General features: G+C 46.3%; 12 protein-coding genes. 5 read left to right on the top strand and 7 right to left on the bottom strand.

Annotated features, from left to right (window positions below; translation table 11 throughout):
- Nucleotides 1-54: 54 nt before the first annotated feature.
- The 6 genes from yigB to lptM form a co-directional block, all read right to left on the bottom strand.
- Nucleotides 55-771, bottom strand: a complete 717-nt coding sequence (gene yigB, locus R7E47_RS21355; protein WP_053350826.1) for a 5-amino-6-(5-phospho-D-ribitylamino)uracil phosphatase YigB — start codon at nt 769-771, stop codon at nt 55-57.
- A gap of 8 nt (nt 772-779) precedes the next feature.
- On the bottom strand, nt 780-1712 hold the full coding sequence (xerC, locus tag R7E47_RS21350) for a tyrosine recombinase XerC (RefSeq protein ID WP_005378742.1): 933 nt from the start codon (nt 1710-1712) through the stop codon (nt 780-782).
- The gene (locus tag R7E47_RS21345; RefSeq protein WP_017636089.1) at nt 1678-2409 is read right to left on the bottom strand and encodes a DUF484 family protein; all 732 of its coding nucleotides are present in this window, start codon (nt 2407-2409) and stop codon (nt 1678-1680) included. Before R7E47_RS21345 ends, xerC begins: the two co-directional genes overlap by 35 nt.
- Nucleotides 2403-3233 (bottom strand): diaminopimelate epimerase, encoded by an 831-nt coding sequence (dapF, locus tag R7E47_RS21340; protein ID WP_005378744.1) that lies wholly within the window; start codon nt 3231-3233, stop codon nt 2403-2405. The genes R7E47_RS21345 and dapF overlap by 7 nt, the downstream gene beginning before the upstream one ends.
- Nucleotides 3234-3243: 10 nt before the next feature.
- Nucleotides 3244-4497: a diaminopimelate decarboxylase gene (lysA, locus tag R7E47_RS21335; protein WP_005378745.1), complete on the bottom strand. Its 1254-nt coding sequence runs from the start codon at nt 4495-4497 to the stop codon at nt 3244-3246.
- A 61-nt stretch (nt 4498-4558) separates the two neighbouring features.
- On the bottom strand, nt 4559-4675 hold the full coding sequence (gene lptM / locus R7E47_RS25530) for an LPS translocon maturation chaperone LptM (RefSeq protein WP_005378746.1): 117 nt from the start codon (nt 4673-4675) through the stop codon (nt 4559-4561).
- A gap of 74 nt (nt 4676-4749) precedes the next feature.
- On the opposite strand from lptM, the gene cyaY reads away from it, so the two are divergent.
- Complete coding sequence (gene cyaY, locus R7E47_RS21325) at nt 4750-5064, top strand: iron donor protein CyaY (protein ID WP_017636091.1); 315 nt, start codon at nt 4750-4752, stop codon at nt 5062-5064.
- Nucleotides 5065-5133: 69 nt separating this feature from the next.
- On the opposite strand, the gene R7E47_RS21320 is transcribed toward cyaY, so the two are convergent.
- The gene (locus R7E47_RS21320; protein ID WP_054702152.1) at nt 5134-7662 is read right to left on the bottom strand and encodes a class I adenylate cyclase; all 2529 of its coding nucleotides are present in this window, start codon (nt 7660-7662) and stop codon (nt 5134-5136) included.
- 346 nt (nt 7663-8008) lie between these two features.
- Here R7E47_RS21320 and hemC point away from each other — a divergent pair, with 346 nt between their 5' ends.
- Genes hemC through R7E47_RS21300 form a run of 4 tightly spaced genes read left to right on the top strand, consistent with a single transcriptional unit; the run spans nt 8009 to nt 12088 of the window.
- Nucleotides 8009-8947, top strand: coding sequence for a hydroxymethylbilane synthase (gene hemC / locus R7E47_RS21315; protein WP_005383388.1), 939 nt, complete (start codon nt 8009-8011; stop codon nt 8945-8947).
- 2 nt (nt 8948-8949) lie between these two features.
- On the top strand, nt 8950-9678 hold the full coding sequence (locus R7E47_RS21310) for a uroporphyrinogen-III synthase (protein WP_005383386.1): 729 nt from the start codon (nt 8950-8952) through the stop codon (nt 9676-9678).
- 17 nt (nt 9679-9695) lie between these two features.
- Nucleotides 9696-10907 (top strand): uroporphyrinogen-III C-methyltransferase, encoded by a 1212-nt coding sequence (locus R7E47_RS21305; protein WP_005378751.1) that lies wholly within the window; start codon nt 9696-9698, stop codon nt 10905-10907.
- Nucleotides 10907-12088 carry a heme biosynthesis protein HemY gene (locus tag R7E47_RS21300; protein WP_005383375.1) on the top strand — a complete coding sequence of 394 codons (1182 nt, stop codon included), beginning with the start codon at nt 10907-10909 and terminating at the stop codon, nt 12086-12088. The genes R7E47_RS21305 and R7E47_RS21300 overlap by 1 nt, the downstream gene beginning before the upstream one ends.
- The last annotated feature ends 781 nt before the right edge of the window (nt 12089-12869 follow it).

Below are 12869 nucleotides of genomic sequence, written 5' to 3'. Positions count from 1 at the left end.
TGCGCTGCTTTTCTAGACACAAAATGAGATTAGAATGGATTAATGCGAAAGCAATTAAAAAAGTGTGAGTAACGGCTGCAAACTATTGATTTCAATATCAGGTAAAGTACGTGTTTTTGAATGGTTAATGACATTTTTATTCATATCATTAAACCAACAGGCTGCAAAACCAGCCAACTTTGCACCATGCACATCCGTGGTTAGATGATCACCGACATGCAGAATATTCTCCGCAGGAATATCCAAGAATCGCTTCGCTTTAGTAAACATATCGGTTGCGGGTTTCGCCAATCCATCTGGTCCTGCTTTAAGTACCTGTTGGAAATAAGGCGTAAGACCGATGCGGTCTAAATCCACATTACCGTTGGTGATTGCCACCAACGGGATGTGCTGCGCGAGTTCCTCCAATACATCGAGGCTTTGCTGCGGCACTTCAAAACGGTTACGCCAGTCCAACGCAACGTCTACTGCGGCTTTCGCGGCGGCATGTGCTGCGTCTTCGTCGTAGCCTACTTGGGAGAAGGCTTGCTGAAGTTGCACTAAACGCCATAAAGTGACATCGCTCTTCAGCTCGGGTTGTTGCTGCACAACACGCTGCTTGAGAGCAAACCAATCCGCTTTGTTCATATGAGCAACCGCTGGATGATGGTGCTTGAGCCAAGATAGCAACTCACGCTCCATGCGAACTATCACAGGATAGTTGTCGTAGAGGGTATCATCTAGGTCAAAGGTCATTGCCTTAATAGGCTCGATACGGCGATAAAATTTCATACTTCGGCTCACTCCCCGTTCTTTTTACGTGCGCGTGGGTGGGCTTGGTCGTAGGCTTGCGCCAAATGTTGGAAATCCAAGTGCGTGTAGATTTGGGTCGTCGAAATGTTCTCGTGCCCTAAAAGCTCCTGCACCGCACGTAAGTTATTGCTTGATTCGAGCATATGTGTCGCAAATGAGTGACGCAGTTTATGCGGACTAATATGGCTTGCGACAGACTGTTTCTGCCCCCATTCAGCCATGCGCTTTTGCACGCTACGATGCGAAATACGCGTTCCGAGCTTAGATACAAACAAGGCGGGCTCACCTGGAGCGGCTAAATCACCACGAACGCGTAGCCACTTCCCAACCCACTCGGTTGCCATCCCAGAGAACGGCACTTTACGTTCTTTATCGCCTTTACCAATAACACGAAGCTCACCACTACGCAGTTGTACGTCACGTACATCCACACCCACCAACTCAGCCAAACGTAAACCGGCGCCGTACATCAGCTCCATCATGGCGCGATCGCGCACAGCCAGCGGGTCGTCCTCGTTGACTTCAAGTAATTGGCTCACTTCGTCAACATCGAGGTTTTTGGGCAACGGGCGTTTTTTGCGAGGTGCTGAAACCCCTTTGGCTGGGTTAGCCGACATCTCGCCACGCAGAATAAGGAAATCGAAAAAGCTACGCAGCGATGAGAGGCGCGTTGCCAAACTGCTGGCTTTCATGCCTTCTCGCATGCCCTTACCTGCTAATTGGCGCACCCAACCAGCATCCACTTGAGACCAATCTTTGAGCCCCATTTCAGCTAGGTGCTGCGCCATAGTTTCTAGCTGCTGTTTGTAATTGCGCTGAGTATGTAGGCTAAGCCCCTTTTCGCTTCGTAAGAATTCATAGAAGCGCTCAAGAGGCTTTTGCAGACTATTTGGCAGAGGAGTGTTGGGAGTTGTCGTCATCGTAACTTTGCCATACCAGTGTTTGAGCGAGATGTGCCACTACTAATGATAGGTGACGCAAAAACAAGGTATCCATATCTGGCTGAAAATGGCCGCCATCTTCACTAGAAAAAGCAAGCACGCCCAGTGTTTGCTGTTTCACGAGCGGCAGTACCACATAGGAACCCATTTCCGGCACTTCCATGTTGCCAAACAAAGCTTCACGATCCACTTTGCGAAGACGTCCTAAGTACGCATCTTTGCCATTTAAGTGAGTGGTCGCAAAGCGTTGATAACTTTCCTTACTCAATTGAATCGATGCGTCGCATTGACTAAACAATCGAACAAACGCACGTAAGCCCAATGCTTTGGCTTTATCTTCGATAGAATGAATGACTTGTTTAAAGTCACCACACTTTAGAATCTGCCCCTGCAAATCCATAAATTCGTAAAAGGTGCGATCATTGTTCGCCGCAAGCGACATTAGTGTAGTGATCTCTTCCTCTAACTCTTCAATGCGCTGACGTTGACGATTCATTTGGATGTGCACCAAAGATACCGCGCCTAAGTCTGAGTGTGGGAAAGATAAACGATCCACAAGCTCCGGACGTTGCACAAAAAAGTCTGGATGATCTTTGAGGTACTCGGCCACTACTTCAGCCGTTAAGGCATCTGCTTCTACTTGAGACAAACCGTTTCCTTTTTCTTCAACTAGCAAGACAATTGACCATCAAATACATGCGTTGTAGGTCCGGTCATAAACAACGGCTTGCCAGGACCTTGCCATGCAATTCGCAATTCACCACCAGGTAGAGAAACCTTAACGTTTTCATCCAACAAGCCCTGCAGAATCCCAACCGCGACTGCCGCGCATGCACCACTACCACAAGCTTGTGTCTCTCCTGCGCCTCGCTCGTAAACTCGAAGACGAATATGGTCACGACTCATCACCTGCATAAAGCCAGCGTTGACGCGCTCTGGGAAACGCTCATGCGACTCGAGCAGCGGACCGAGAGTTTCCACTTCTGCCGTATCCACATCGTCGACCACGGTCACTACGTGCGGGTTACCCATGCTCACAGCACCACAAAACAAGGTATTGTCGCCTGCTCGCATGATGTAAGTTTTCTCTTTTTGCTTCGCTTTGAAAGGAATTTTGTTCGGTTCAAACTCTGGCACGCCCATGTTGACCGTCACTTCCCCATCATCTTCGATGTTGAGAATCATCTTTCCTTTCTTGGTGCTCACGCTGATGCTGTATTTATTGGTCAGCCCCTTCAAGCGAACAAAGCGGGCAAAACAGCGTGCACCGTTACCACACTGTTCAACTTCACTACCATCGGCATTAAAAATCCGATAATGGAAGTCGGTTTCAGGGTCGTAAGGGGCCTCTACCACAAGCAATTGGTCAAAACCAACGCCAGTATGACGATCCGCCAAGCGGCGGATCAGGTCTTGCGAGAAAAACACGTTCTGGGTAATACAGTCGACGACCATGAAGTCGTTGCCCAAACCGTGCATTTTGGAAAAGTGGAAATGCATTTGTTGTGTGTTACTCCGGTAGAATCTGTTCCAGCTGCCACAAACTGGTCAGCTCCTCACGCTGGCGAACTAAGTGGCTTTGTTTACCGTCCACCATCACTTCTGCCGCTCGGGTACGAGTATTGTAGTTCGAAGACATCACAAAACCATAGGCACCTGCTGAACGAACCGCGAGTAGATCACCTTCTTGCAAAACGAGTGCGCGATCTTTACCCAAGAAGTCGCCGGTTTCACAAATAGGACCAACCAAGTCGTAAGTCTGAGCTTCACCCTTTCGCGGTGAAACTGGCACAATATCTTGCCATGCTTGGTATAGCGCAGGACGCATCAAGTCGTTCATTGCAGCGTCGATAATCGCAAAGTTTTTATGCTCAGTATGTTTTAAAAACTCAACACGCGTTAGCAAGATACCTGCGTTCGCAGCAATTGCACGGCCTGGCTCAAAGATCAGCTCCAAGTCTTGGTGATTTTCAAGACGTCCTAGTAACGCTTTGGCGTAATCAGAAGGCTGAGGTGGTAATTCATCACGATAGACCACACCCAAACCACCGCCGACATCAAGGTGACGAATGTTAATGCCTTGCGCTTTTAAATCATCAATCAGGGCTAATAAACGGTCTGTCGCGTCGATAAATGGGTCTATATTGGTCAGCTGAGAACCAATGTGGCAGTCGATGCCTTGCACATTCAAGTTCGGCAGGCTTTGCGCGAATTTATAAACATCTGGCGCACGATCAAACGCAATGCCGAATTTATTGTCGCGAAGACCAGTCGAAATGTAAGGGTGTGTTTTCGCGTCGACATCTGGATTGATACGCAGAGAAATTGGCGCAATCACACCAAGCTCACCCGCAACCTTGTTCAAACGTTCTAGCTCTGGCTCAGATTCAACGTTGAAACATTTGATACCTAGCTCAAGAGCGCGCTTCATCTCTGCCGGTGTTTTACCAACACCAGAGAAAACGACTTTTTTCGGATCACCGCCTGCGGCAATCACACGCTCAAGTTCACCACCCGACACGATGTCAAAACCCGATCCCAAACGCGCTAGCGTGTTCAATACGCCTAAGTTTGAGTTGGCTTTCACCGCGTAGCAAACCAGGTGAGGATGCTGACCCACAGCACTATCAAACGCCTTCCAATGGCGCTCTAGCGTGGCTCGAGAATATACATAAAGAGGAGTGCCATATTGCTCTGCAAGAGCTTGAAGTGGGACGTCTTCGGCCCAAAGCTGGCCATCATCCTGATAGTTGAAGTAATCCAAAATTCGCTTCCCTTATTTTATTCGACTGCTGAACCCTAATTTCACCCTAAGGTGCGGTTATTTATTGTGATTGCTCATTCTGTTGAGTGTCATCTGGAATGTATAGTGAGCCAGACTGACCACACCCCGCTAAGGTCGCGGCAACCATCACAAACAACACAGTAACTAATTTTTTCATTTCGCATATCGTGATTATTGAATCAATGCCCCCTATAATCGCACCACACTCAGGAAAAGCAATAGGATAGACGGATGAACGATACTGAATTTCATCAACTGGTGGATGCGCAGATGCAAATCATCGAAGAATCCATCGATGATTCAGGCGCAGACATTGATTACGAAGTCACTGGCAACGTAATGACATTGGAATTTGAAGACCGCAGCCAAATCATCATTAATCGCCAAGAGCCGATGCATGAGATCTGGCTAGCGTCCAAATCTGGTGGTTTCCACTTCAAACTTATTGAAGATAAATGGACCTGCTCAAAAACGGGTATGGAGCTATTTGAAATGGTGAAGCAAGAGTGTGAAAAGCACGCGGGCGAAGCCATTGATTGGGTATAATACTGGTCAATCGTCACCAAAACAAAAAGAGCACCGAAGTGCTCTTTTTGTTTATTGATAAGGGTTTAATTACGCGTTCACAGTTTTGGTCGGGCGACTCGGTGAACAACCGTCATTACGGTAAGGAATGATATACGCATTCCCCTCTTCAGGGTGAATAATTTGATAGTACTGAGGCAGGTTAAAATTAATAAACTTCGACGCGACGCGACTATCGTCTTTTACCGACGTGTAGAAACTGTTTACAGACGAAATCATTTCATCTTTGGAGCCACTGAATTGGTGATACACTTCTACTTGATTTGACTCATCCAACACATAAATATTGAAGCCATCTTCGTTATCTTCAAAGAAGAACTGCACCAGACCTTCACTGGCAAACCCATCCACCGCTTCCGGCATTTGATATTCTTGCTCACGATCGAGCATTAACAGCGGCGAGCCTTTGAGTTTGTTAGTAGAAATGCTGCGGTAGAAATCGATGGAATTTTCTAGCTTTTGCACCGACACACCACGACGTTCAAAGAACAACCCATAAGTCTGGTTACCAAGACGCATCGCTTTAAAGCGGCGGCGTTTCTCTTGCTCTACTGGTTTCAAGCGTAAGTCGATACATTCAGCTAAAAGCTGGTAAACCATATTACGCATCACACCACGCATGTTCTTCGCATAGCAGAACACATCCACTGATTCTGGTGGCAACGCATCTTGGTGCATTTTGCCCAAAATGGTTTTCAGTGCATCCAGCATCGCCGTTTCCCCTTTGAAATGCAGCGTACGCACTTCATGCCAAGAGTTACGGTAAACAAGGTCAACACTGCCGACTAAATTTTTATGTTCTGGACCAAAGCTAAAAATATCAGTGTTCTTAACATCCACTTTCAACGAACGACCAGAAAGTTCAGACGTCGGATCATTTTCAAAGTTGATGAACATCGCAAGCTGGCTTATTTCACAAGGACTCGCTAGCGCCTGCATAGATGGACGACGCTTACGCAACGCAAAAGTATTTCGTAAGTCACTCACCATTTGGTAAAACTTATCAATATCTAGCTGCGCTTCACGTACCACGGCATGTAAACGAGTCGATTCAGTGATCAAGCCATTGAAGAATGCCCAAGCAACCAATTTACTCAAGTATTCATGATGCTCTAGATATGGTTGCCCCAAAATGCGGTGCGCAATAAGTGGTTGTTTATAGAGGTACCAACCAGACTTGTTCACTCCCCCTTTTTTCACTTCGATAAAGCTCAAGTCAGGCTCGTGCAGATCAGGTGAAATCTGTGGGTTTAGTAACGTTACTTTGCCCGGCAATACTTCAAAAGCCGCGTAAAGTTTACGGGCCAAAATACTGATGTCTTGCGGACTGATAGCAGAAGTGATGTCGTTACGACGCGCAAATTGAATCAAGTTACGGTAGCTTTGCATCAACGCATCCAGCAATGCATGATGTACCACCTTCACTTGTTCAACCTTCCAATTACGGCGGTCATCGAGCTCTGCAACGACACTGGCATCCCAATTCCATTTTGCAATCATATCGCTCAGCGCTTCACGACGCCAAGCTACTGAGCCAACATTCGGCTCACGAGATAATTTTTCATGGGTTTTGAGATAGAAACAGCGACGCACTAAATCCAAACGTGTATCGTCTTGAATTCGCTCTAAGTAACGGGTTACTTTTTCCAACATTAAGTAGTACGCATCCATGCCATAGAGATCAGGCTCATGGGCAAAGAAACGACGTTTAGTGTCGATGCTTAACAATTGAGTATGCGGGTATTCCCACGAGTAAGCTTCTAGCAAGATGGCTTTTAATACCGATTTGTAGGGAGAGTCGATGCTTTTGTATAACTGCCACAAGTTCGAGCCGAAGTATTCTTCAGCAGGAATGCAGTTCAATTTACCAAAGTCGATCCATTCACTACAGTCGATGTAACCATCACTGCACAGTTGAGAAACGTACTCGTCGTAACACTCTTCCATTTCTGGCGGCACGATTTGCCATAACAAACGCTGTCCGGCAATACGCACCGCACTACGATAGAATTCATCTAGCAAAAGTAAGTGCTGAGATGAACCACAGTTATCACCTGTCATCTCCTCAGAATGATTGCTTCTAAAGCGCTCTTTATCCATTAAGAAAAAGTTCGCTTCCACGCCTTTGCTTTGTGCCCAATCCGTGATGAGTAAGCATTTATTGGTCAATAACTCGCGTTCGTCACAATCCATATCGGGCGAGATACACACCCAAATATCCAAATCACTGGAAGTACTTTGACCAATCGAGGAGGTACTGCCCATGGTGTATAAACCCAATATAGCGGGCTTTTCTACCGTCTTGAGCGGCTGACCAATGGCAAGTTGAATATCATCTATGAATTGTTGCTGAATGCTATTTAGTTCAAGCCCATGCACACCAAACGGGACATCGGCATCATAATAGCCAGGAATTACAGGATGGTTGTAGTTCAACAAGGCAGGAATCAAGTGGAAGACTTGCTGGCTTTGCGAATCCATAAGCGCCAACGCGCGATCAACTCGCTGCTGATTCAAATTATCTAGTCGCTGGATGATTTTTTGGGTGTAAGCCTGCAAGGGGAATTCCTTGGTTGAACAATCACGAAAATCTGCTGACGTTTTAAACCAAAATGGCTTAAAAACGTGATCAATTTAACACTTTTATTGGTGCGGGTAAAGCTTCACGCCCGCGTATCACTCTGGATACAAAACCATACTTTAGTCACAAAATTAATCGCGCGGTAGTGTCGCTCTTATTACCTATTACTAATAATAGTCCTTAGTCTAATTGAGAATCCAGTCACACTATTTTCATAACGTCATGTAATTCCATTCATAGCCTTCAGAGATAACGAACTAACAGTAAGCATTTCTTGATGAGAATGGTAGGATAAACCCAAATCCAAACAGCATTGAGAAGATCATGACACAATCCACACCGATTCGCATTGCAACTCGAAAAAGCCCTCTTGCTTTATGGCAAGCTTACTTTGTTAAAGACGCCCTTCAAGCCGCTCACCCTGGCTTGGAAGTCGAGTTAGTAACCATGGTGACCAAAGGTGACGTGATTTTAGATACACCACTAGCAAAAGTTGGCGGCAAAGGCTTGTTCGTAAAAGAGCTTGAAATCGCGATGCTAGAAGGACGTGCAGACCTCGCCGTTCACTCAATGAAAGACGTACCCGTCGATTTCCCAGAAGGCCTTGGCCTCGTGACCATTTGTGAGCGTGAAGATCCTCGTGATGCCTTCGTCTCTAATACCTATAGCCACATTGATGAGCTCCCTCAAGGTGCCGTGGTTGGTACTTGCAGTTTGCGCCGTCAATGCCAACTGAAAGAATATCGTCCGGACATCATCATCAAAGAGCTTCGCGGTAATGTGGGCACTCGCCTTGGTAAGTTAGATGCGGGTGAGTATGATGCAATCATTCTTGCTGCGGCTGGCCTCAAACGATTGAAGCTTGAAGAACGCATTCGTAGCTTTATCGAACCAGAGCAATCACTACCAGCGGTAGGCCAAGGTGCTGTCGGTATTGAGTGCCGCCTTGACGATGAAAGACTGCTTAAGCTGCTTGAGCCACTTAACCACCAAGACACCGTAGACCGCGTTTTGTGTGAGCGCGCAATGAACCTTACGCTAGAAGGCGGCTGTCAGGTACCTATCGGCAGCTATGCCCTGCTAGACGGCGACAACATTTGGCTACGCGCATTAGTTGGCGAACCAGATGGCAGCGAAATTGTGCGTGGTGAAATTCGTGGCCATCGTAAAGATGGCGAAGCATTAGGAGTGCAGCTAGCCAATGAGCTGCTAGATAACGGCGCTCGTGAAATCCTAACTAAGCTGTACGCAGATCACGAATAACCATGGCAGTGTTGGTCACTCGGCCGGGAGAGCAAGGCAACGCGCTTTGCTCTCTGCTCGAAAGGCACGGCATTTCCGCATATCACCATCCTCTGATCGACATTGTCGCCGATCTCACGGACACGCACCTCTCTAAACATCTACATCAAGCTCAAATTGTTATCGCTGTTAGTCGACATGCAGTGCAATGTGCACAGCAAATCTTAGCCAGCAACGGGATGTCATGGCCGAAACAAGCTATTTACCTTGCCGTTGGTCAAAAAACAGCACACTATTTAAGCAAATGTACCCAACAGAAAGTACACTATCCCCAAGTCAGTGATAGTGAACACTTATTGCGACTGCCAGAGCTCAACAATGTGGCACAACAACAAGTTCTTATCCTTCGTGGTAACGGCGGAAGAGAGCTGATCAAAGATGCATTGGTGAGGCGTGGCGCAAAAGTTCACTATAGTGAGACTTACAAGAGAGAATTCATCCCATTCGATCCAGTAAGCTGTATCTCACTATGGAAAAACCTACAAATTAACCAGATTATTGTCACCAGTGGTGAACAACTGGATTATTTGTGCAGCCAATTGACGTCGGAGCAATTGACTTGGCTTAATCAACAAGAGTTGTATATCCCCAGTCAGCGTATCGCTGACATCGCAATTCAAAGGGGGTTCACTCGCGTGAGATGCACGGGAAGCGCATCCAACCAAGAATTACTGGCGGCTCTCCAGCCCTAGCTACACAGGATATAGGCATGACAAGTAAAAATAACGACCAAAAAAATAACGATAAAAACCTTTCCGAAGAAACCTCATCGGCACCGCTAGTCGAAAAAACCACATCGCAGCAGGATGCGGACCTTAAAAAAGAGCAACCACAAGCGGCCGAGCCCCCAAAAACAGCAGAGCCAACCAAAGTCGAGTTTGAAGAAAAACAAGGTAAACGCGGTGTCAAACTAGGCACGGTCGCTATCATCTTATCGATTATTTTTGGCGGTGGCCTCGCGTACAAGCTGCATCAACAGCAAGCCGATTACCAAGCGCAGATCGCCCAACTAAAAAGTCAGCTAGAAAGCACTCAAGCTTCCATGAAGCAAGAGCTCAGCCGGGTACAAGAAGAAACCATCGAGAAAGCAACAACCGTGACACACAAAGCGGAAGTGGTACTTGGACAGCAACAGAAGAGCATTGAAAGCTTACAGCTCGCCGTTGCCGATGTGAAAGGTCGTCGACCAAACGACTGGCTATTGGCGGAAGCCGATTACCTCGTCAAATTAGCCGGCCGTAAATTGTTCTTAGAGCACGATGTAGAAAGCGCGACTCAACTGATGGAAAGTGCAGACCAACGCATTGCAGCGCTGAATGACCCTAGTCTCGTCAAACTACGTAAAGCAATGGCAAACGATATCACCAAACTTCGCACTATCCCGCTAATTGACCGTGATGGATTGGTACTACGCTTAACTGCCCTGCAACAGCAAGTAGACAAGCTCCCTCTCGCCAATGCACTGCTACCTGAAGCTGAAGCCGTAGAAAACACTGAAGTGTCTGAAGATATCGCAAACTGGCAAGATAACTTAATGACCTCTTTGAAGGACTTTTCAGAAAACTTCATTACCTTCCGCACGCGCGATGGTAACGTCATTCCACTGCTTTCTCCTGAGCAACACTTTTACCTGAAAGAAAACATCAAAGCCAAATTGGAAACGGCAATAAAAGCGGTGTACCAAGAACAAGGTGAAATTTACACCACATCTCTAAAAACAGCCGACAAATGGGCATTAGCTTTCTTCAACCAAGACGATAATTCCGTTAAAGAGTTCAACAAAACGGTTAACCTGCTAAGTCAGCAAAATATTCAAGTGGAATACCCAACAAAACTGCAAAGTCAGTCTCAACTATCAGATGTCATCCGTGAACGCCTACGTCGTGAAGTCACAACGATGACAGGCATGGAGGATAAGTAATGTTTCGTCTTATTTTCCTATTTGTTGTACTAGGCGCAGGACTATTTGTTGGCACCCAGTTTTCTGGTCAGCAAGGCTATGTACTCATCTCCATTGCCGAGAAAACGATCGAGATGAGCGTAACGACATTAGTGGTTTTCGTTATCGCAGCACTCGCAGGTCTTTTTCTGCTTGAGTACCTGATTAAGAAGTTAGTTTATGCTAGTTCTACAACATGGAACTACTTCAGTGTTCGCAAAATGCGCCATTCCCGCCGATACACCAATGAAGGCATTATTAAACTTCTAGAAGGTGACTGGAAAGGTGCTGAGAAAAAAGTAACTCGCTGGGCAAATCATCACGATATGCCGCTGCTTTGCTACTTAGTTGCCTCTGAAGCCGCACAAGGTCAAGGTGATAAAGCAAAACGAGATCACTATCTAGAGCTAGCGAGCCAACAAGAGAACGCCCATCTCGCAGTAGAGCTGACTCGAGCGAAACAATTTATCCGCGACAACGAGTTCGAGTCCGCTTTCGATACCTTGCAATCGTTAAAAAGTCAGTATGCGAGTAACTCTATTGTATTGAACTTGCTGAAAACAACGTACATGCAGCTAAAGTTGTGGCAACCTCTTATTGACCTCTTGCCACAACTAACCAAAGCAAAACTCATCTCGGACGAAGAACATGCAGAGCTGATTCAAAAGGCGCAGTGCGGCTTACTCCATGAAGTAGCGCAGCAACAGGGTAGCGAAGGGCTAATCTCCCATTGGAATAGCCTCTCACGTAAAGTGAAACAAGACACACACCTCGTTGCCTGTTTTGCTCGAGAACTCATCACACGAAAAGCTGATGCAGAAGCCTTTACCGTGCTAAAAGAAGCATTAAAAAAACAACCAGCCCCAGAGCTTTATCAACTACTGCCAGATCTAAATCTGCCAGATACCCACCCTGTCGTGGTCTTCTTAGAGGGAGTAGTGAAGAAAGAACCGGATAACGCCGCTGCCCATAGCGCATTAGCGCACTTCTATTTCCGTCAAGAGAAGTGGCAAGAAGCCCAGGATCACTTTGAGATCGCCTTAAAGCTTCGCTCTGACGTCTCTGACTATGCATTCCTAGCAGACACACTAGAGAAGCAAAATCTAACCAAAGCTGCTCACGAAGTCTCTCGTAAAGCTCTCACGCTCGTACAGAATGACTAACTTAAGATGACCTAACCAAGCCGACAGCTTACCTGTCGGCTTTTTTATTGCCTGCTATTAACCCTTCAGTCCTTAGTCATCAATATGTTTATCCAATTCATTGGCTCCCAAGTAGTTCTCAACTTCCTAGCAACTCACTATCGTTTCACTTTCCTCTTCTCTTTTGACTACTCTGATCCTGTCATTCCAGCAGAATCCAAAACAATTTTAAAAGATGCAGGAATACGTAACTTTAGCCTGTTGATGTATGGTTTTAAGACGTAGCTAGATTTAGGCAATAGAGCACACGCGTCGCTAGACTGAGTAAAACAAAAAGATACATCAGTGAAACAGTGGCTATTTGAGTATGCTTATTTGTTCGGTCTATCCGGTAAAATGGGCTAGAGAAGCAATGGTAGTGCTTTAAGAGAACGATAAGGCAATAGATGGTTCAACACCTTAACAAAGCATCTCCAACAACCTTATCGGGACAGCATGCAGTGATGAGGATGAACAGCTTTAGAAGCAACTGCACTTCTTAGCAAAAATCAAAACGTCACAACCAATACCAATACCGATACCAATACCGATACCGATACCGATACCGATATTACTTAGTCCAAAAGTAGATCGCATATGGAATTGATTTTTGGCAAGCACAGATAGAGTAATAAAGATGTGCGGAAATGAAAAAAGCCTCGCTATTTCTAGCGAGGCTTCTTAATAGTGGCGGAGAGATAGGGATTTGAACCCTAGATACGCTATTAACGTATGCCGGTTTTCAAGACCGGTGCTTTCAACC

The sequence above is a fragment of the Vibrio sp. Vb1026 genome, assembly GCF_033338745.1.
GTDB lineage: Bacteria > Pseudomonadota > Gammaproteobacteria > Enterobacterales > Vibrionaceae > Vibrio > Vibrio alginolyticus.
Note: the sequence above shows the minus strand (reverse complement) of the source record. Positions and strands in the feature narration are given on the sequence as shown.

Coding starts and splice junctions, on each gene's coding strand:
- yigB (WP_053350826.1), bottom strand. CDS start 771: ATGAAATTTTATCGCCGTATCGAGCCTATTAAGGCAATGACCTTTGAC.
- xerC (WP_005378742.1), bottom strand. CDS start 1,712: ATGACGACAACTCCCAACACTCCTCTGCCAAATAGTCTGCAAAAGCCT.
- dapF (WP_005378744.1), bottom strand. CDS start 3,233: ATGCATTTCCACTTTTCCAAAATGCACGGTTTGGGCAACGACTTCATG.
- lptM (WP_005378746.1), bottom strand. CDS start 4,675: ATGAAAAAATTAGTTACTGTGTTGTTTGTGATGGTTGCCGCGACCTTA.
- cyaY (WP_017636091.1), top strand. CDS start 4,750: ATGAACGATACTGAATTTCATCAACTGGTGGATGCGCAGATGCAAATC.
- hemC (WP_005383388.1), top strand. CDS start 8,009: ATGACACAATCCACACCGATTCGCATTGCAACTCGAAAAAGCCCTCTT.
- R7E47_RS21310 (WP_005383386.1), top strand. CDS start 8,950: ATGGCAGTGTTGGTCACTCGGCCGGGAGAGCAAGGCAACGCGCTTTGC.
- R7E47_RS21305 (WP_005378751.1), top strand. CDS start 9,696: ATGACAAGTAAAAATAACGACCAAAAAAATAACGATAAAAACCTTTCC.
- R7E47_RS21300 (WP_005383375.1), top strand. CDS start 10,907: ATGTTTCGTCTTATTTTCCTATTTGTTGTACTAGGCGCAGGACTATTT.